The following is a 17,875-nucleotide window of genomic DNA, read 5'->3' on the forward strand; positions in this document are numbered from 1 at the left end:
GGAGTCATAGCGGGGTTCTATGACGACTGACGAGAACGCAGCGAGGCGCCGCCTGGACGCCGCTCGCTACGGCCGAGACTTGGGAGACACGCCCTAGGACAAGCCGGAGGCCTTCTTCACCAGCGAGATCAGCAGCTTCTCGTCCTCGGGCGTGAGCCGGGTGATGCCGAAGGCGGTGGGCCACATGGTGCCGTTGTCGAGCCGCTGCGCCTCGTTGAAGCCGAACGTCGCGTACTCGGTGCCGAACTTGGCCGCGGCCTGGAAGAAGCAGATGACCTTGCCGTCCTTGGCGTAGGCGGGCTGCCCGTACCACGTGCGCGGCGTCAGCTCGGGCACCTCGGTGCTGATCAGCTCGTGCAGCCGCTCGGCGAGGGCCCGGTCATCGTCGGGCATCTCGGCGATCTTCTCCAGCAGGTCCGCCTCGGGGTCGGCCTTGGACTTCTTGCCCTTCTTGAGCTCCTTGGCCCGCTCCTTCATCGCGGCCCGCTCGGCCTCGTCGAACCCCTCGTACGTGCCGCCGGTCTGCTGCGTATTCATCTCTGAAGACTCCTCCCCGTGGGTGAGCTGCTCTGACACCTCCAGGCTAGGGAGCGGGCCGGGCCGCGGCTTCTCGAAACCTGATCGGTTCTTGTGCTCTCGTCAATCTGACAGTTACTCTCAGAAAGTAGGAACGTTCTAAGACGAGTGACTGTCGGAGGCTGTCGTGGCAACCCTGCTCTACCGGATCGGGCGGTTCTCGTACCGGAGCCGCCGCCTGGTCGGAGCCGTCTGGCTGGCGGTGATCGCGCTGGCCGGAGTGGCCGCCGCGACGTTGTCCAGCCCGACGGCGGACTCGTTCGCGATCCCGGGCACCGAGTCGCAGGAGGCGTTCGACCTGCTGCAGGAGCGCTTCCCCGGCTCGTCGCCGGACGGCGCGGCGGCGCGGCTGGTGTTCGCGGCGCCCGACGGCGGGGCCGTCACCGACCCGGACCACCAGCGGGCCATCGCCGCTGCCGTCGCGGAGATCGAGGCGGGGCCGCAGGTGGCCGGCGTGGCCGACCCGTTCACGTCCGGCCTGGTGTCAGAGGACGGCCGCATCGCGCTGGCCGAGGTCACCTACACCGTCGACTTCCTCTCGATGGAGGCGCAGACCCGCGAGACGCTCGAGCACGCCGTCGAGACCGCCGGCGAGTCCGGCCTGCGGGTCGAGGTGGCCGGCACCGCGGCCGAGCCGGAGCCGGAACTGGGCAGTGAGCTGCTCGGCATCGCCGTCGCCGCGCTGGTGCTGGTCCTGACGTTCGGGTCGCTGCTCGCGGCCGGCATGCCGCTGCTGACCGGTGTCATCGGGGTGGGCGTCGGCGTCGCGCTGGTCACGGCGGCCACGTCGTTCGTCGACCTCAGCACGATCACGCCGATCCTCGCCACCATGCTCGGGCTGGCCGTCGGCATCGACTACGCGCTGTCCATCGCCTCGCGGTACCGGCACGAACTGGCCACCGGCCTGCCCGGCGACGAAGCGGCCGGCAAGGCCATCGGCACCGCCGGCACCGCGGTCGTGTTCGCCGGACTCACCGTCGTGATCGCGCTGGCCGGGCTGTCGGTCGTCGGTATCCCCATGCTGACGGAGATGGGCCTGGCCGCCGCGCTCACCGTCGCGATCGCCGTCGTCATCGCGCTCACCCTGCTGCCGGCGCTGTTCGGGTTCGCCGGACGGCGGATGCTGGCGCGGCTGCCTGCGCTGCGGTCGCGGGCCACCGACCCGGAGGACGACGACGCGCCGCGGCTGAGCCGGCGGTGGGCCGGGGTCGTCACCCGGCACCCGGTGGTGGCGCTGACGGCGAGCGTCGCCGGCCTCGCGGTGCTCGCGCTGCCGGTGCTGGACGCCCGGTTCGGCCTGCCCGACGAGGGCACCTACCCGGCCGGCACCAGCCAGCGGCAGGCCTACGACCTCACCGTCGAGGGGTTCGGTCCGGGCTTCAACGGCCCGCTCATGGTGATCGTCGACGGCGAGGGCGCCGAGGCCGCGGCCGCCGAGGTCGTCGAGGGACTGCAAGGGCTGGACGGCATCGCGATGGTCGCGCCGCCGGAGGTGGACGAGACCGGCCGGACCGCCGTCGTCACCGTCGTCCCCGCCGGCGGCCCGTCCAGCCCGGAGACCGAGCGGCTGGTCGAGGCGATCCGCGCCGAACTGGCCGGGCCCGGCGCGCCCGCCGGGACGAGCGTCCTCGTCACCGGGCTGACCGCGCTGTACATCGACTTCTCCGAGCGGATGTCACAGGCGCTGCTGCCGTACCTGCTGGTCGTCGTCGGCCTGTCGTTCCTGCTGCTGATGCTGGCGTTCCGGTCGCTGGTGGTGCCGGTCAAGGCGACGCTCGGGTTCCTGCTGACGATGGCGGCGACGTTCGGCGCGATGGTCGCGGCGTTCCAGTGGGGCTGGCTCACCGGCCTCGGTATCGACGAGGTCGGCATGATCAACAGCATGCTGCCGATCATGGTCGTCGGCATCGTGTTCGGCCTGGCCATGGACTACGAGGTGTTCCTGGTGACGCGGATGCGCGAGGCGTACGTGCACGGCGAGCCGGCCGTCCGCGCCGTCACGACCGGGTTCGGCCACGGCGCGCGGGTGGTCGCCGCGGCGGCGATCATCATGATCAGCGTGTTCGGCGGGTTCGTGCTGAACGAGGCGGCCGACATCAGGCAGCTGGGGTTCGCCCTGGCCGTCGCGATCGCCGTCGACGCGTTCGTGGTGCGCATGACCATGGTGCCGGCGGTGCTGGCACTGGTCGGCGACCACGCGTGGTGGCTGCCGCGCTGGCTGGACCGGCTGCTGCCGAACGTCGACATCGAGGGCGCCCGGCTCACCGACGCGCTGGCCGATCAGAACCGCCAGCGGGTCGCCGTCAGCCCGTCGACGCCGTAGCCGAACCCCTTCACCGGGGTGATCTCGAAGAACGCGTACTCCGGCGAGCCGGGCAGCGAGTCGTCGAACACCCGGCCGTCGCGCAGCCCGAACCGCCAGTCGTACTTCGCGGCGAACGCGGCGGCGACGGGCTGCTGGCCGGCCGGTTCGGTGACGTGGCGGGCGGCGCACTCCAGCACGAGGTCGCCGCCGTCCGTCGCCGCCGTGACGACGCAGCTGCCGGTACGGAGCAGGTTGCGGCCCTTCACCGAGCCCGGCCGCGTGCTGACGGCGAGCGTGCCATCGAGCCAGACCCCGAGCACCGGCATCACGTGCGGCCGGCCGTCCGCCCGCTCCGTCGCCAGCCAGTACTTTCCGACGGCGGCCAGCTGCTCGGCGGCGGCCGGCCAGGGCAGCAGGTCGGCCTCGTCGGTGCTCATCGGCGTGGCGTCCTCGGGGCGGAACAGCAGTTCGGTGGTCGGGCTCATGGCGCTCCTCGGTCGTGAGTTCCTTGAAGGGACGGACGCTAACGTAGTAAGTTCCCTCAAGCAACTGACTCGGGAGGCAGGATGCAGCGCACCGACTTCGGCGACATGGCCTGCTCCATCGCGCGGACGCTGGCCGTCGCGGGCGAGCCATGGTCGCCGCTGATCATCCGCGACGTATGGGTCGGGCTGCGCCGCTTCGACGAGTTGCAGCGCGACCTCGGCATCTCCCGCAAGGTGCTCACCGAGCGGCTGGCCTGGCTGGTCGGGCAAGGCGTGCTGGAGCGTCATCAGTATTCCGTCCGGCCGCCGCGGCACGAGTACGCGCTCACGCCGAAAGGGCTGGAGCTGACCGAGGTGCTGATGGCGATCACCGCCTGGGGCGACCGCTGGACGGCGGGCGAGGCGGGGCCACCGGTGCTGCTGCGGCACCGCGGCTGCGGCGAGCACGTGCACGCCGAGGTGCGCTGCTCGCATTGCGGCGAGCCGCTGCACGGCGACGACGTCGAGGTGGAACCAGGTCCCGGCGCGCGTTAGCCGAGCGCGTCGCGGGCGCGGGTGAACGCCTGGGTGGCCTCGCGCAGGTCGTCGATGGTGTGTGCGGCCGACACCTGGGTGCGGATGCGGGCCGCGCCGTGCGGGACCACCGGGTAGCTGAAGCTGACCGCGTACACCCCCTCGGCGAACAGCAGCTCCGACAGCCGGGCGGCCCGCGACGCGTCGCCGATCATCACCGGGACGATCGGGTGGGTGCCGGGCAGCACGTCGAAGCCGAGCGCCGTCATCTCGGCCCGGAAGAACTCAGTGTTCTCGCGCAGCCTCGCCCGCAGCTCACCGCCGGAGACCAGCCGCTCGAGCACCGCCGACGCCGCCGCGACGATGGACGGCGCGACCGAGTTGGAGAACAGGTACGGGCGCGAGCGCTGCCGCAGGTACTCGACGATCTCCGCCCGGCCGGACGTGTAGCCGCCGCTGGCCCCGCCGAGCGCCTTGCCGAGCGTGCCGGTGACGATGTCGACGCGGTCGCGCACCCCGAAGTGGTCGGGCGTGCCGCCGCCGTGCTCGCCGATGAACCCGACCGCGTGCGAGTCGTCGACCATGACCAGCGCGTCGTACTGCTCGGCCAGGTCGCAGATGCGGTCCAGCGGCGCGAGGTAGCCGTCCATCGAGAACACGCCGTCGGTGGCGATCAGCCGGAACCGCGCGTCCTGCGCCTCCTTCAGCCGCGCCTCCAGCTCACCCAGGTCGGCGTTGGCGTAGCGCAGCCGGCGCGCCTTCGACAGCCGGATGCCGTCGATGATGCTGGCGTGGTTGAGTGCGTCGGAGATGACGGCGTCGTCGGGGCCGAGCAGCGTCTCGAACAGGCCGCCGTTGGCGTCGAAGCAGGAGCCGTACAGGATGGTGTCCTCGGTGCCGAGGAACTCGGAGATGCCGCGCTCCAGCTCGGTGTGGATGGTCTGCGTGCCGCAGATGAACCGCACCGACGCCATGCCGAAGCCCCACTCGTCGAGGCCGCGCTTGGCCGCCTCGATCAGCCCGGGGTCGTCGGCCAGGCCGAGGTAGTTGTTGGCGCACAGGTTGAGGACGCTGCGGCCGTCGGCCAGCGTGACCCGGGCGCTCTGCGGGCTGCCGATGACGTGCTCGGGCTTGTAGAGCCCTGCCTCGCGGATCTCGTCGAGGTTCGTGCGCAGCTGGTCGCGCATCGCTCCGTACATCGCGTCCTCCTTGGTTACCGCTGCGCCCACTCGATGATGACCTTGCCGCTGTGCCCGCTGGCCGCCGCCTCGAACGCCGCCTCGTGCTGGTCGCTCGCGAACCGGTGCGTGACGACGCGCGAGATGTCGACGCCGGCGGCGACCAGGACGGACGCCTGGTACCACGTCTCGTACATCTCCCGGCCGTAGATGCCGCTGATGGTGATCATGCGCAGCACGATGCGGGACCAGTCGACGCTGCTCTCCTTCGACGGCAGGCCGAGCATGGCGATGCGCCCGCCGTTGGCCATGCCCTCGATCATGTCGTGCAGCGCGATCGGGTCGCCCGACATCTCCATGCCGACGTCGAACCCCTCGGCCATGCCCAGCCGCTGCCGCACTTCCTCCAGCGTCGTCGACCGGACGTCGACGGTGGTGCCCGCGCCCAGGCGCCCGGCCAGCTCGAGGCGGTACGGGTTGACGTCGGTGAGCACGACGTTGCGGGCGCCGGCGTGCCGGGCGACGAGGGCGGCCATGATGCCGATCGGCCCGGCGCCGGCCACCAGCACGTCCTCGCCGTGCACCGGGAACTTCAGCGCGGTGTGGACGGCGTTGCCGAACGGGTCGAAGATCGCCGCGGCGTCGAGGTCGATGCCGTCGGGATGCCGCCACAGGTTGCCGGCCGGCATGACGATGTACTCGGCGAACGCGCCGTCGCGGTTGACGCCGATGCCCTCGGTGTTCGGGCACAGGTGCCGCTGCCCGGCGCGGCAGTGCCGGCAGCGCTCGCACACGATGTGCCCCTCGCCGCTGACGAGGTCGCCCACCTGGACGCCGCGGCTGCCGGGGCCGACCTCGACCACCTCGCCGACGAACTCGTGCCCGACGATCAGCGGCGGGCGGATGTTCGCCTGCGCCCACGGATCCCAGTTCACGATGTGCAGATCGGTGCCGCAGATGCCGGTGCGCAGAACCCGGACCAGCGCCTCGCCCGCACCGGCCGCCGGCATCGGGACGTCCGCCAGTTCCAGCCCGGCGCCGGCTGCGACCTTGACCAGTGCTCTCACCCGCGCGAGCGTAACCCACCTGGTTAGAGGGCTTGCGTCCACCCCGTGAGACGACGTCGGCTAAGGTACGGCCAATGCAGGTGGTCATCGCTGGCGGACACGGGCAGATCGCGCTCCGGCTGGAACGGCTGCTCACCATGCGCGGTGACACCGCGGTGGGCCTCATCCGCAATCCCGAGCAGGCCGGCGACCTCGCGTCGAACGGCGCCACGGCGGTCGTCGTCGATCTGGAGACGGCGACGGTGGACGAACTGGCCGCCGAGGTGCGCGGCGCCGACGCCGTCGTGTTCGCGGCCGGCGCCGGGCCGGGCAGCGGCACGGCCCGCAAGGACACCGTCGACCGCGGCGCGGCGGCACTGCTGGCCGACGCCGCCGAGCTGGCCGGGGTGCGGCGCTACCTGCTGGTGTCGTCGATGGGCGCCACCACGGCGGCACCGGCCGACCCCGACGACGTGTTCCAGGTCTACCTGACGGCCAAGGGCGAGAGCGAGGCCGACCTGCGCCGGCGCGACCTCGACTGGACGGTGCTGCGGCCCGGCGGCCTGACGAACGACGCCGGCAGCGGGACGGTGCGGCTGGCGCGGTCGGTCCCACGCGGCCGGGTCAGCCGCGACGACGTCGCCGCCGTGCTGCTGGCGCTGCTGGACGAACCGGGCACGGCGCGGCTGACGCTGGAGCTGGTCGGCGGCGACGTCCCGGTCGCCGACGCGGTGCGGCGCCAGGCGGGCTGAGACGGAGTCGAGGGCGGCCGGCCGGCGGCCTAAGCTGTGCGCCGTGGCCGCCGAACCGACCCCCGGTCCCGCTCTGACCCCCGATCCGATCACCCTCACCATCCTCGAGCTCGCGCTCCTGGGCATCGCCGCGCCCGGGTCCACCGCACCGCCGCCCGCGGTCGCCGTCGAGCTCGATCCGCCGCCCGGGAAGAAGCCCGCGCCGGGTACCGAGCTGACCGTCACCGACGCCGAGGGCGCGCCGGTCGCCGTCCTCACCGTCGAGTCCGCGGCCACCCGGAAGCGCCGGCTGACGGTGACGGGGACGGTGCGCCGCGCGCTGCCGGCCACCGACGACGACGAGCCGCGCGGGGCGTACGCGGGGCTGCGGCGGGCGCCGGGACGGGCGAAGGCGGCCGCCGCCGCCGTCGTCGTGACCCGCGACCCGGTCGACCTGCGCACACTCGAGGCCGCGACCGCGAAGGCCGGGCAGCCGGTGCTGCTGATCGTGCTGGACGGGCCGCGCGCCGTGCCCGGTCCGGACGCCGCCGACGTCGTCTCCGCGACACTGACGCTGCGCGATCGGCTGCGCCGCGACGGCCGCCGGGCCGAGCTGGTCGTCGTCCCGGCGCCCCAGTACGGCGACGACCGCGACGACGAGCTGGCCGAGCGGATCGCCGTCGCCTACGGCGGCACCCGGGTCGTGCCCGCGCAGCCGCCGTCGCTGCAGGCGCTGCACGACTGGCTCGACGGCACCGCGGCCGAGCCGGCCGATTGGCCGCCCGCCAGCCGGCACGCCTGGCGGCGGTGGCGGCCGCTGCCGCACGAGCGCGGGCTGGTGCTGTTGTTCACCGGGCTGTCCGGGTCGGGCAAGTCGACGATCGCGCGGGCCGTCACCGACCGCATCGCCGAGATCGGCACCCGCACCGTCACCCTCCTCGACGGCGACGTGGTGCGGCGCAACCTCTCCGCCGGGCTCGGGTTCTCCAAGGAGGACCGCGACCGCAACGTCGAGCGCATCGGCTTCGTCGCCGCCGAGATCGCCAGGCACGGCGGCGTCGCGGTGTGCGCGCCGATCGCCCCGTTCGCCGCGACCCGGGCCCGGGTCCGCGCGCTGGCCCAGGCCCATGGCGACTTCCTGCTGATCCACGTCGCCACCCCGCTGGCCGAGTGCGAGCGGCGCGACCGCAAGGGCCTCTACGCCCGCGCCCGGGCCGGCGAGATCGCCGAGTTCACCGGCATCTCCAGCCCCTACGAGGAGCCCGGCGACGCCGACCTCGTGCTCGACACCACCGGCCTGTCGATCACCGCGGCCCGCGACGCCGTCATCACGCTGCTCGACCAGGGCGGACGTCTCTAACCCCATCCAGGCCACCACGTCCCAGGCAACCGTTCCGCTTCGGCGCGTACCCGGCCGCCGCGCTCACCTGATCGTCGCCATCGAAACGATCAGGTGACCAAACGGCGGTGAACGTCGGCGTTTGGTCACCTGATCACCTCCACGATGTGGACGCCCGATGATCAGGTGACCAAGCGGCGGTGAATCTCGGCGATCGGTCACCTGATCGTCGGGCAGGCCGACGTCGCTCGCGGGGCAAGAGCTTGCCCTGCTGGTCAGGCCGGTGAGGGCAAGTCCGCGGGCAAGAGCTGCCGCCCAGCCTGGACGCATGAGCGTCACGATCACGGGAGCGCGGCGGCAGACCGGGACCGGCGTGGCCGGCCGGCTCAACGACGAGTGGGACCGGCTCCGCGCCGACGGACAGCCGGACGCGGTCGCCCGATGGGCCGCGGCCGAGCCGGCCCTGGCGGGCTGCCGCCACCTCGCCGACGTCGAGGCCGCCGTCACGACCGCCGTGACGACCGCGGCAGGCGGCGCGGACGCCGTCCTGATCGCGCTGCTCCGGCTGGCGCACGCCGGTGACGCGCTGGCGGGGCGCACCGTGCTGCAGCTGATGCTCGGCAAGGCCATCCGCATCGCCGCCGGCCACGCGGGCCGCGACAGCCGGGAGGCGCTGGAGCATGCGGCGGTCGCCGCGCTGTGGACCGTCATCGCCACATACCCGACCGAGCGGCGGCCGGCGAAGGTGGCGGCGAACCTCGCCATGGACACCCTCGGCGTGGTCAGCCGCGAGCTGGCGCACCGCCGCAGCGAGACGCCGGCCGAGCCGGATGTGCTGGCGTCGGTCGCCGGCACCGGCGCCGGCGACTCCGAGAACACCGGCCTCACCGAGTTGCTCGCCTGGGCGGTCGACGCGGGCGCGGTCAGCGTCGCCGACGCGAGGCTGCTGTTCGACATCTACGCGCCCGCGCCCGGCGTCGAGGGCGGCGCCGCGGCGGCCGGGCGGGCCGGCATCAGCTGGGCCGCCGCCCGGCAGCGGGCCAGCCGTGCGGTGCGCCGCATCGCCGTCGCCGTCCGCGCCGACGAAGCACAGCACGACGCGCTCCCCGCGGCCTGACCGCACCACCCGGCAGACTCGATTGACACCGCCCCCGGCACCGGGTCTACGTTGGAAATCTGGGGGAGCGAACGCCCTGCGTCTTGCATCGTGTTCCTCGCCCGTGCCGTCCGCCCACTTTCCTAGGGGCGCGGTGACGAGTTCGGACGGCCCCGCCACCGCGGCCGGGAGGTAAGCCGAATTCCCGTCATCCGCCATCACGAGAAGGGGAGCAAGGACGTGCCAGGCAACAGAGCAGTCATCTACCGGGGACCCGGCCACGTCGAGGTCGAGTCCATCGCCTATCCGACCTTCGAGTTGCAGGACGGCCCGGGGGTCAACCCGGCCAACGTGGGCCGCCAACTCAGCCACGCGGCGATCCTCAAGGTGGTCGCCACCAACATCTGCGGCAGCGACCAGCACATGGTCCGCGGCCGCACCACCGCGCCCGAAGGGCTCGCGCTCGGCCACGAGATCACCGGCGAGGTGGTCGAGGTCGGACCCGGGGTCGAGTTCATCAAGGTCGGCGACCTCGTCTCGGTACCGTTCAACATCGCCTGCGGCCGGTGCCGCAACTGCAAGGAGGGCAAGACCGGCGTCTGCCTGAACGTCAACCCGGACCGGCCGGGCTCGGCCTACGGGTACGTCGACATGGGCGGCTGGGTCGGCGGGCAGGCCGAGTACGTGCTGACGCCGTATGCGGACTGGAACCTGCTGAAGTTCCCCGACCGCGACAAGGCGATGGCGAAGATCCTCGACCTCGCGATGCTGGCCGACATCTTCCCGACCGGGTTCCACGGCTGCGTGACGGCCGGGGTGAAGCCGGGCACGTCGGTGTACATCGCCGGCGCCGGGCCGGTCGGGCTGGCCGCGGCGACGTCGGCCTTCCTGCTCGGCGCGTCCGTGGTCATCGTCGCGGACCTGCAGCAGGAGCGGCTGGCACAGGCCCGCTCGTTCGGCTGCGAGACCGTCGACGTGTCGATGGGCGACCCGAAGGAGCAGATCGCCCAGATACTCGGCGGCGAGCCGGAGGTCGACTGCGCGGTCGACGCGGTCGGGTTCGAGGCCCGCGGGCACGGGGCCGACGCGCAGGCCGAGCGGCCGGCGACGGTCCTGAACGCCGTCATGGACGTCACCAGGGCCGGCGGCGCCGTCGGCATCCCCGGCCTGTATGTGACGGGCGACCCGGGTGCCGGCGACGACGCGGCGAAGATCGGTTCGCTGTCGATCCGGCTGGGGCTCGGGTGGGCGAAGTCGCTGACGTTCACCACTGGTCAGTGCCCGGTGATGAAGTACAACCACTACCTCATGGAGGCGATTCTGCACGACCGCGCGCCCATCGCGCGGAACGTGAATGCCACGGTCATCCCGCTGGACCGGGCTCCGGAGGGCTACACGGAGTTCGACCGCGGCGCGGCCCGTAAGTACGTCATCGACCCGCACGGGATGCTGGGATCGGCGACATCCTGACGGTCGTGTGATACTGGATCCGTCGCAATGGGGCGTCACCACCATCCCCCGTCCCCTGCGTGGTGATCCACATGACCATCGACGAAAGACTCGACCTGGAGTTCGCGTACACCACCTACGCCGATTCCTGCCGAGACCTCTACTCGCTGACGTATCGGTGCCGGCGGCCGTACGGCCACGACGGCGTGCATGCCGCCGGCTTCGGTGCGCACCGGGTCCGCTGGGAGCACCATCCCGGCCACGGACCCGACGCGCCGCCCGTCAGCCGGTAGCCGGCCCGCCCTCCACTCGCAGCGCCAGGCCGTCGAGAATCGCCTTCAAGCCGAACTCGAAGATCTCCTCGTAGCCGAAGCTGAACGTGTCGTCGTCCATCGTGGCCAGGGTCGGATAGCGCCCGGTCTCCATCATCCTGACGAGCACCGGCTCCTGCGCCGCCCAGAACTCCTCCTCGGAGACGCCGGTGCGCTGCTCGGCCTGCAGCGCGTTGACGTGCGAGCGTGCCACCGTCGTGACGAAGCCGTCGACGACCGACACCATGAGCACCAGCTGCTTGTCCGGCAGCCCGGCCGGCTCCAGCCGGCGCATGAGGCGGTCCATGCCGGCCACGTTGTTCGGGCCGAGCAGTGGCCGCACCTGGTCGACCTGTGGGTACCAGGGGTGGTCCAGGCACAACTGCCAGATGCCACGGGCCATCTCCTCCAGCGCCTCGCGCCAGCCGACCGGCTCGTCGGCGGCGCCGGAGTCGACCGGACCGGCGACGTGGTCGAGCATGAGGTCGAGCAGTTCGGCCTTGCCCGGCACGTAGCGGTACAGCGACATCGTGCCGACGCCGAGGTGCGTCGCGACCCGCCGCATGGACAGCGCGGCGAGGCCGTCGGCGTCGGCCACCTCGACGGCCGCGACGACGATGCGCTCGAGGGTGAGCCCGGGCTTGGGCCCGCGGGTCGGACGCTGCTGCATCCCCCACAGGAGCTCGAGGCTCTTCGAGACGTCGCCGCTACCGCTGCTGTAGTCCGTGGTCATCAGGGCAAACCCTATCCAGGGAATAAATTGCGCATGGTGTACGCTTTTAACGCGTACATTGTACCCGGTTCAGCGAAAGGGACTCCCTTGAGCACCTCCAGCCACGCGATCCTCGCCGAAGGACTGCAGAAGAGATACGGCGAGAAACGCGCCCTCGACGGCTTCGACCTCGCCGTCCCGCAGGGCACGGTCTACGGCCTGCTGGGGCCCAACGGCGCCGGCAAGACCACCGCGGTGCGCATCCTGGCCAGCCTGGTGCGCCTCGACGGCGGCCGCGCCGAGGTGGCCGGCTTCGACGTCGCCCGCGACGCCCGCAAGGTGCGCCGCCGCATCGGCTTCACCGGCCAGTTCACGGCCGTCGACGAGATCCTGACCGGCCGGCAGAACCTGCGGATGTTCGGCCGGCTGTTCCACCTCGGCTCGGCCCGCGCGGCGGCCCGGGCCGACGAACTACTCGAGCAGTTCGACCTCGCCGAGGCCGCCGACAAGGGCACGAAGGAGTACAGCGGCGGCATGCGGCGCCGGCTCGACCTCGCCGCCAGCATGATCCTCGCCCCGAAGGTGCTCTTCCTCGACGAGCCGACCACCGGCCTCGACCCACGCGGGCGCAACGAGGTGTGGACGGCGGTCCGCTCGCTGGTGTCCGGCGGCACCACCGTGCTGCTGACCACGCAGTACCTCGACGAGGCCGACCAGCTGGCCGGGCGGGTCGCCGTCATCGACCACGGCCGGGTGATCGCCGACGACACACCGGCCGCGCTCAAGCGCCGCGTCGGCGGCGACCAGCTGGAGGTCGTGCTGGAGGAGGCGGTCGACCTGCCGGTGGCGGTGCAGGCGATCACGCGGGTCGCGTCCGGCGAGCCGGAGATCGACGAGGAGCTGCGGCGGGTCGCCGCACCGGTCGAACGACGGGTCGCCGCGCTCACCGACGTGGCCCGCACCCTGCAGGACGAGGGCATCGGCGTCGAGGACATCGGCCTGCGCCGGCCCACGCTCGACGAGGTGTTCCTGCGGCTCACCGGGCACAAGTCCGAGGAGATCACCGAGCGGACGGAGGTCCCCGCATGAGCAGCACCATCCTCGACGACGACCTGAACGCGCCGGAGCGGCGGCTGTACTGGGCGCTGGCCGACGGCTGGACCGTCGCCCGCCGCACGCTGACGCACCTGGTCCGGCAGCCGGGCAACATCGCCTGGCAGCTCGGCTTCCCGATCGTGTCGGTGCTGCTGTTCGGGTACGTGTTCGGCAGCGCGATGAGCGTGCCGGGCGGCGGCGACTACCGCGAGTACCTGATGCCCGGCATGTTCGGCATGACCATGGCGATGGGCTTCATGAACACGGCCTACGCCGTCGTCATCGACACCACGAAGGGCGTCACCGACCGCTTCCGCTCGATGCCGATGTCGCCGTCGGCCCCGGTCACCGGCCGCGGGCTGGCCGACATCGTCAGCGCCGCGCTCGACCTCGTGGTGCTGGCGGTGACGGCGCTGGTGATCGGCTGGCGCTCGGACGGCGGCTTCTGGGCGACGCTGGCGGCGTTCGCGCTGCTGCTCTGGCTGCGGTTCGCGCTGATCTGGATCGGCATCTGGATCGGCCTGCTGACGCCGAACGAGGAGGCGGCCGGCAGCCTGTTCGCCGTCGCGTTCCCGTTCGCGATGATCTCCAGCGTGTTCGTCGCGCCGTCGCAGATGCCCGACTGGCTGGGCGCCATCGCGGCGTGGAACCCGGTGTCGTCGACGGTGACGGCGGCGCGCGAGCTGTTCGGCAACCCCGCGGCACTGGGCGACAGCTGGATCGAGCAGCACGCGCTGCTCGGCGCGATCGTCTGGCCGCTGGTCATCACGCTGGTGTTCGTGCCGATGGCGGTGCACCGGTTCCAGCGGCTGAGCCGGTGACACGCAGTGAAATAGATCAGGACAAAGGGTAGCGGAATGTGACATCGGGCCAGGACTATATGGCGTGTCACGTCATATAGTCCTCTTCCTCCGGGAGTGGCCCATGGCACCGCAGACCCCTCGTTCCCGCCGCCGGCTGGCCGTGTTGGCAGCCCTGCCGCTGCTTCTGGCCGGGCTGCCACTGGCGGCCGGCGCGGAACCCGATTCCGATGACGGCGCCTCGCCGGTCTCCGCCGCTGCATCCACCGGCGCGGCGACCGAGATCGTCGAAGTCACCGTCGCCGACCAGGACGCCGTCGCCGGGCTGATCGAGGCCGGCGCCGACGTCACCGAGTACACCCGCCCGGCCGACGGCGGCCTGGTCGTCCACGTCGTCGCCACGCCGGCCGAGCAGGCCGCGCTGCGCGACCTCGGCTACGCCGTCGGCGAGGTCGTCGTCAGCGCCGCCGAGACCGAGGCCGTCGTCGCCGAGCGCGAGGCCGCCGTCCGCCGGGTGAACCAGACCTTCGCCCGCATGGCGGAGACGCTCACCCCGCTGCGCGCCGAGTGGTTCGAGAGCGTCGGCGGCCAGACCTACCTCGGTGTCGAGGTGAAGACCTCGCTCGGCGCCGACAGCAACGTCACGCTGAGCGTGGGCTTCGGCGGCCAGAGCGTCACCATGGACCGCTTCGTCGACGCCGGCCAGTACATCTACCACACGTTCTTCGAGCCGGTCGCGGTCGGCGACGTGCCCGCCGAGGTCACCGTCACCAGCACCGGCGGCACCTCGATCACCGTCCCGGTGGTCGAGTGGCTCGGCGACCCGCGCCCGGATCCCGGCCCGCACTACGCGACCGGCTTCGTCGACCACTACATGGACCCGACCGAGCTGTACGACCGCATCGAGGCGCTGGCCGCCGAGTTCCCCGAGCTGGCCGAGATCATCGAGCTGCCGTACCAGACCAACGGATACCGGCGGAAGGCGCAGGCCATGATCGGCGCCGGCGCGACGGCGTTCTACCTGACGTCGCGCGCTTGGGGCCACGAAGGCGGCAACGACCTGCGGCTGGAGACGGTGCACCCGGGCACGGCGGACAGCCCGCTCACCGTCGGCGTCACCGGCGGCACCGTCCGGGTGTCGCTCGGCACCGACGCGGCCGGCGCCCCGAACAGCACCGCGGCGCAGGTCGTCGCGGCCGTCAACGCCGCACCCGCGGCGTCGGCCCTGGTGACGGCGGCGACGTACCGCGCCACCGGCGGCACCGGAATCGCCGGCGCCGGCGCCCAGGACCTCACCGACGGGCTGGACGCGCCCGCGAGCGTCTCGCGCGAGCCGTTCACCGTCCGGGCCATCCGCATCGGCAAGGTCCGCGACGGGTCGAAGACCGGCGTCTTCGCCTACAGCCAGGAGCACGCCCGCGAATGGGTGACGCCGCTGGTCGCGCTGGAGACGGCGGAGCGGCTGCTGCGCAATTACGGCACCGACGCCGACACGAAGAAGCTGGTCGACGACCTCGACATCTTCATCGTCCCGTCGGTGAACCCCGACGGCGGGCACTACTCCTTCTACGACTTCAACGGGCAGCGCAAGAACCTGACGAACCACTGCCCGGCCGCGAGCGGCGACCCCGCCAGCGCCAACTCCTGGGGCGTCGACCTGAACCGCAACTTCAGCGTCGGCTCGCGGTTCGACGGGTACAGCGGCGCGTCCGCGTCGTGCACCAGTGGCAACTTCTCCGGGCCGACCGAGTTGTCCGAGCCGGAGGCGCGCAACGAGGTGTGGCTGACCGAGCAGTACCCGAACATCGGGTTCGCGATGAACGTGCACTCCTACGGCGGGTACTTCATGTGGCCGCCAGGCGCGTACGTCCAGAACGGCCGCGTCCCGCTGCCCCGCCCGACCCTGGGCGAGGAGAACTACTTCTGGTCCGCGTCCAGCCACATCCTGTCCGCCGTCCAGGACTGGCGCGGCACGGCGGTGTGGCCCGGCCGCACCGGCCCGGTCAGCGACGTGCTCTACTCGGCGGCCGGCAACTCCGCCGACGAGCACTGGTACAACCGCGGCATCTTCGGCTGGGACTTCGAGGTCGGCGCCGACCTGTGGGACCCGGTCGAGCAGGAGTGGGACCCGCAGGGCTTCCAGCCGCCGTTCGCCGAGGGCTACGAGCAGGCCATGGAGTTCTCCAACGGCCTGATCGGACTGCTCGAGGTGGCCCGCGCCCACGGCCGCGACAACCGGCCGCCGCGCACGACGCTCGAACTCACCGACGCGGGTGTCACGTTCGACTCGACCGAGCCGGTGACCATCCACTACACGCTCGACGGCAGCCGCCCGACGTACTCGTCGCCGCGGGTGGAGTCGGCCGGGCTGCGCGAGGACGCGGCGCCGATCCCGGTCGGCGCCGGGTCGACGCGGGTGCACTGGTTCTCCGTCGACGCCGCCGGCAACGTCGAGAACCGCTACGACCCGCTGCGGCCGAGTTCCAGCTACCGCAAGCAGACCGTCCGGGTCGGCTGACACCGCGCGGGGTGGGCGGCCGCCGCCCACCCCGCGTTCCCGGTGGCCACGATGCGACCGCGCGCGAACCGGGCGAAATCCCGGCCGTAGACTGCGTCCGTCGTCGTCGGACCGGGCACCGGGTGGGGGTCAGCATCGACGTTCTGTTCGTGTGCACAGCCGGCCGCTGCCGGTCGCCCATCGCCGCCGCCATGCTCGACGCGTACGCGCCGCGGGCCGGGTCGCCGCTGGCCGGCCGGGCCGGCGCGCTGGTGGGCGCGCACGGCTCGGTGCCACCGGTCGGCATCACGGCCATGCGCGAGCGCGGGCTGGAGCTCGGCGGACACCGCAGCCTCCCGGTGACGCCCGCCGCCGTCGCGTCGGCGGCCCTCGTGCTGGGCATGGAACGCGAGCACGTCCGCGCCGTCGTCGACGCGAACCCGGACGCCTGGGCGAAGACGTTCACGCTGAAGGACTTCGTCCGCCGGGTCGAGAAGGCCGCCGTCCGCGGCCGGCACCAGCGCTTCGCCGACTGGCTGCAGCACGTCGGCGAGGGCCGCACCCGCGACGACATCGCCGGCGACGACCCCGACGACGACCTCGTCGACCCCTACGGCCAGCGCGCCTCCGTCTGGCGTGAGGTGATCGACGACCTCGACGACCTCGTCCGGCGGCTCATCCCGAACGTGACGTGAGCTCGGGGGTGCCTCCCGGGTGGCGCTACTCCCACTGGTCGGCATCAGCATCGGCCTGCGGGAGTGACGGCTGCCGGCCGGGTCGTGGTGTAGGCGTGGGTGACCTGAACGCCAACAGTTGGCACGCTGGTCACCCACGCCGCCACAACCACTGGCCCCACGCCGTCACCGCCGCCGGGGCGACGCGCAGTAGGCCACGACCCCGGGAGAAACCCTCTGGCTCATCCCGAACGTGACGTGAGCTCGGGGGGTGCCTCCCGGGTGGCGCTACCCCCACTGGTCGGCATCAGCATCGGCCTGCGGGAGTGACGGCTGCCGGCCGGGTCGTGGTGTAGGCGTGGGTGACCTGAGCGCCAACAGTTGGCACGCTGGTCACCCACGCCGTCACCGCCGCCGGGGCGACGCCCCCTAACAGGTGTCGCCGGTGGCGAAGACGTCCCAGATGGTCGCGCTGGGGCCGATGTACTGGCTCTCGCCAGCCGGCACGCAGTCGTAATTGAACAGCGACGGTGGCATCACGACGTGCCAGCGGACCTCCTGCCCGGCGTCGGTGCAGTTCGCCCAGTAGCGGTTGCCGTTGACCGTGTAGCTGCCGCAGATCTCGTCGGCCGAGGCGGCCGGCGCGACGCCCACCGTCAGGACGACCGCGGCGAGCCCCGTGGCCACCGCACCCATGCGGGTCATTCCGGATCCGAACACCGTTCCCCCTCGGAGTAGGCATCGATGACGGCGGCATTGAAGATCTCATTCAGATCGTGCACGCCGGGCGCCAGGCAGGCCGTGTATTGGTTGTACATGCCGTACCCGACCATCGTCACCAGAACGGGATGGTCGCCACAGTGGTTGTACATGTCGTCGTGGAAGATGCCGCCGACCTCGTAGAAGCCGCACGGCGGCGGCACAGCCTGCGCCGACGCCGCCACGCCACCGGCGAGCAGGCCTCCGGCGAATACTGCCGCGGTAGCGGTAAACGCTACCTTGCCCCATTTCATGCCAATACCTCCCGCAGGTATTCGGAATTCTTTCCGACGAATACCCGCTGAGGAA

The 17,875-nt window shown here is 72.1% G+C and carries 18 protein-coding genes; 11 read left to right on the forward strand and 7 right to left on the reverse strand.

Going from position 1 to position 17,875, the window contains the following annotated elements:
• Positions 1-93: 93 nt before the first annotated feature.
• Entirely contained in the window at positions 94-537 is a 444-nt protein-coding gene (locus ACW62_RS30930) for an iron chaperone (RefSeq protein ID WP_053207987.1), read from the reverse strand.
• Positions 538-703: 166 nt separating this feature from the next.
• On the opposite strand from ACW62_RS30930, the gene ACW62_RS30935 reads away from it, so the two are divergent.
• A complete protein-coding gene (locus tag ACW62_RS30935; RefSeq protein WP_053207988.1) occupies positions 704-2,899 on the forward strand; it encodes an MMPL family transporter in 2,196 nt (731 codons plus the stop codon).
• Here ACW62_RS30935 and ACW62_RS30940 read toward each other — a convergent pair.
• Positions 2,857-3,366 (reverse strand): pyridoxamine 5'-phosphate oxidase family protein, encoded by a 510-nt coding sequence (locus ACW62_RS30940; RefSeq protein ID WP_053207989.1) that lies wholly within the window; start codon positions 3,364-3,366, stop codon positions 2,857-2,859. The genes ACW62_RS30935 and ACW62_RS30940 overlap by 43 nt on opposite strands.
• An 81-nt stretch (positions 3,367-3,447) precedes the next feature.
• Here ACW62_RS30940 and ACW62_RS30945 point away from each other — a divergent pair, with 81 nt between their 5' ends.
• A complete protein-coding gene (locus ACW62_RS30945) occupies positions 3,448-3,900 on the forward strand; it encodes a winged helix-turn-helix transcriptional regulator (protein WP_053207990.1) in 453 nt (150 codons plus the stop codon).
• Here the strand turns inward: ACW62_RS30945 and ACW62_RS30950 are convergent.
• Together ACW62_RS30950 and tdh are read right to left on the reverse strand one after the other, a co-directional pair.
• Positions 3,897-5,078, reverse strand: coding sequence for a glycine C-acetyltransferase (locus ACW62_RS30950; protein ID WP_053207991.1), 1,182 nt, complete (start codon positions 5,076-5,078; stop codon positions 3,897-3,899). The two genes, ACW62_RS30945 and ACW62_RS30950, sit on opposite strands and share 4 nt — an antisense overlap.
• A gap of 14 nt (positions 5,079-5,092) precedes the next feature.
• Entirely contained in the window at positions 5,093-6,124 is a 1,032-nt protein-coding gene (tdh, locus tag ACW62_RS30955; protein ID WP_053207992.1) for an L-threonine 3-dehydrogenase, read from the reverse strand.
• A gap of 74 nt (positions 6,125-6,198) precedes the next feature.
• On the opposite strand from tdh, the gene ACW62_RS30960 reads away from it, so the two are divergent.
• From ACW62_RS30960 to ACW62_RS30980, 5 genes are all read left to right on the forward strand, one after another.
• Positions 6,199-6,855: an SDR family oxidoreductase gene (locus ACW62_RS30960; protein WP_053207993.1), complete on the forward strand. Its 657-nt coding sequence runs from the start codon at positions 6,199-6,201 to the stop codon at positions 6,853-6,855.
• A 43-nt stretch (positions 6,856-6,898) separates the two neighbouring features.
• Positions 6,899-8,194, forward strand: coding sequence for an adenylyl-sulfate kinase (cysC, locus tag ACW62_RS30965; RefSeq protein ID WP_205629711.1), 1,296 nt, complete (start codon positions 6,899-6,901; stop codon positions 8,192-8,194).
• 307 nt (positions 8,195-8,501) lie between these two features.
• Positions 8,502-9,290, forward strand: coding sequence for a hypothetical protein (locus ACW62_RS30970; protein ID WP_053207995.1), 789 nt, complete (start codon positions 8,502-8,504; stop codon positions 9,288-9,290).
• Between the two features lie 219 nt (positions 9,291-9,509).
• A complete protein-coding gene (fdhA, locus tag ACW62_RS30975) occupies positions 9,510-10,739 on the forward strand; it encodes a formaldehyde dehydrogenase, glutathione-independent (protein ID WP_053207996.1) in 1,230 nt (409 codons plus the stop codon).
• A gap of 71 nt (positions 10,740-10,810) precedes the next feature.
• Positions 10,811-11,011 (forward strand): hypothetical protein, encoded by a 201-nt coding sequence (locus ACW62_RS30980; RefSeq protein WP_053207997.1) that lies wholly within the window; start codon positions 10,811-10,813, stop codon positions 11,009-11,011.
• On the opposite strand, the gene ACW62_RS30985 is transcribed toward ACW62_RS30980, so the two are convergent.
• A complete protein-coding gene (locus ACW62_RS30985) occupies positions 11,001-11,762 on the reverse strand; it encodes a TetR/AcrR family transcriptional regulator (protein ID WP_053207998.1) in 762 nt (253 codons plus the stop codon). The genes ACW62_RS30980 and ACW62_RS30985 overlap by 11 nt on opposite strands.
• Before the next feature lie 87 nt (positions 11,763-11,849).
• Here ACW62_RS30985 and ACW62_RS30990 point away from each other — a divergent pair, with 87 nt between their 5' ends.
• The 4 genes from ACW62_RS30990 (at position 11,850) to ACW62_RS34930 (ending at position 16,828) form a co-directional block, all read left to right on the forward strand.
• On the forward strand, positions 11,850-12,830 hold the full coding sequence (locus tag ACW62_RS30990) for an ATP-binding cassette domain-containing protein (RefSeq protein WP_053207999.1): 981 nt from the start codon (positions 11,850-11,852) through the stop codon (positions 12,828-12,830).
• On the forward strand, positions 12,827-13,657 hold the full coding sequence (locus ACW62_RS30995) for an ABC transporter permease (protein ID WP_053208000.1): 831 nt from the start codon (positions 12,827-12,829) through the stop codon (positions 13,655-13,657). Before ACW62_RS30990 ends, ACW62_RS30995 begins: the two co-directional genes overlap by 4 nt.
• Before the next feature lie 103 nt (positions 13,658-13,760).
• Positions 13,761-16,154, forward strand: a complete 2,394-nt coding sequence (locus ACW62_RS31000) for a M14 family metallopeptidase (RefSeq protein ID WP_083460370.1) — start codon at positions 13,761-13,763, stop codon at positions 16,152-16,154.
• 122 nt (positions 16,155-16,276) lie between these two features.
• Positions 16,277-16,828 (forward strand): arsenate reductase/protein-tyrosine-phosphatase family protein, encoded by a 552-nt coding sequence (locus tag ACW62_RS34930; protein WP_053208002.1) that lies wholly within the window; start codon positions 16,277-16,279, stop codon positions 16,826-16,828.
• Between the two features lie 408 nt (positions 16,829-17,236).
• Here ACW62_RS34930 and ACW62_RS31010 read toward each other — a convergent pair whose 3' ends face one another.
• Together ACW62_RS31010 and ACW62_RS31015 are read right to left on the reverse strand one after the other, a co-directional pair.
• The gene (locus tag ACW62_RS31010; RefSeq protein ID WP_169792165.1) at positions 17,237-17,512 is read right to left on the reverse strand and encodes a hypothetical protein; all 276 of its coding nucleotides are present in this window, start codon (positions 17,510-17,512) and stop codon (positions 17,237-17,239) included.
• On the reverse strand, positions 17,509-17,820 hold the full coding sequence (locus ACW62_RS31015; RefSeq protein ID WP_157575103.1) for a DUF6355 family natural product biosynthesis protein: 312 nt from the start codon (positions 17,818-17,820) through the stop codon (positions 17,509-17,511). The genes ACW62_RS31010 and ACW62_RS31015 overlap by 4 nt, the downstream gene beginning before the upstream one ends.
• Between the last annotated feature and the right edge of the window lie 55 nt (positions 17,821-17,875).

The sequence above is a fragment of the Jiangella muralis genome, from assembly GCF_001270745.1.
Classification (GTDB): Bacteria; Actinomycetota; Actinomycetes; order Jiangellales; family Jiangellaceae; genus Jiangella; species Jiangella muralis.

Excerpts from the sequence above, each read along its gene's own strand:
- ACW62_RS30940 (WP_053207989.1), bottom strand. The coding sequence starts at position 3,366 with ATGAGCCCGACCACCGAACTGCTGTTCCGCCCCGAGGACGCCACGCCG.
- ACW62_RS31015 (WP_157575103.1), bottom strand. The coding sequence starts at position 17,820 with ATGAAATGGGGCAAGGTAGCGTTTACCGCTACCGCGGCAGTATTCGCC.
- ACW62_RS30950 (WP_053207991.1), bottom strand. The coding sequence starts at position 5,078 with ATGTACGGAGCGATGCGCGACCAGCTGCGCACGAACCTCGACGAGATC.
- ACW62_RS31010 (WP_169792165.1), bottom strand. The coding sequence starts at position 17,512 with ATGACCCGCATGGGTGCGGTGGCCACGGGGCTCGCCGCGGTCGTCCTG.
- ACW62_RS30960 (WP_053207993.1), top strand. The coding sequence starts at position 6,199 with ATGCAGGTGGTCATCGCTGGCGGACACGGGCAGATCGCGCTCCGGCTG.
- ACW62_RS30930 (WP_053207987.1), bottom strand. The coding sequence starts at position 537 with ATGAATACGCAGCAGACCGGCGGCACGTACGAGGGGTTCGACGAGGCC.
- ACW62_RS31000 (WP_083460370.1), top strand. The coding sequence starts at position 13,761 with ATGGCACCGCAGACCCCTCGTTCCCGCCGCCGGCTGGCCGTGTTGGCA.
- ACW62_RS30945 (WP_053207990.1), top strand. The coding sequence starts at position 3,448 with ATGCAGCGCACCGACTTCGGCGACATGGCCTGCTCCATCGCGCGGACG.
- ACW62_RS30970 (WP_053207995.1), top strand. The coding sequence starts at position 8,502 with ATGAGCGTCACGATCACGGGAGCGCGGCGGCAGACCGGGACCGGCGTG.
- ACW62_RS30985 (WP_053207998.1), bottom strand. The coding sequence starts at position 11,762 with ATGACCACGGACTACAGCAGCGGTAGCGGCGACGTCTCGAAGAGCCTC.
- ACW62_RS30980 (WP_053207997.1), top strand. The coding sequence starts at position 10,811 with ATGACCATCGACGAAAGACTCGACCTGGAGTTCGCGTACACCACCTAC.
- ACW62_RS30995 (WP_053208000.1), top strand. The coding sequence starts at position 12,827 with ATGAGCAGCACCATCCTCGACGACGACCTGAACGCGCCGGAGCGGCGG.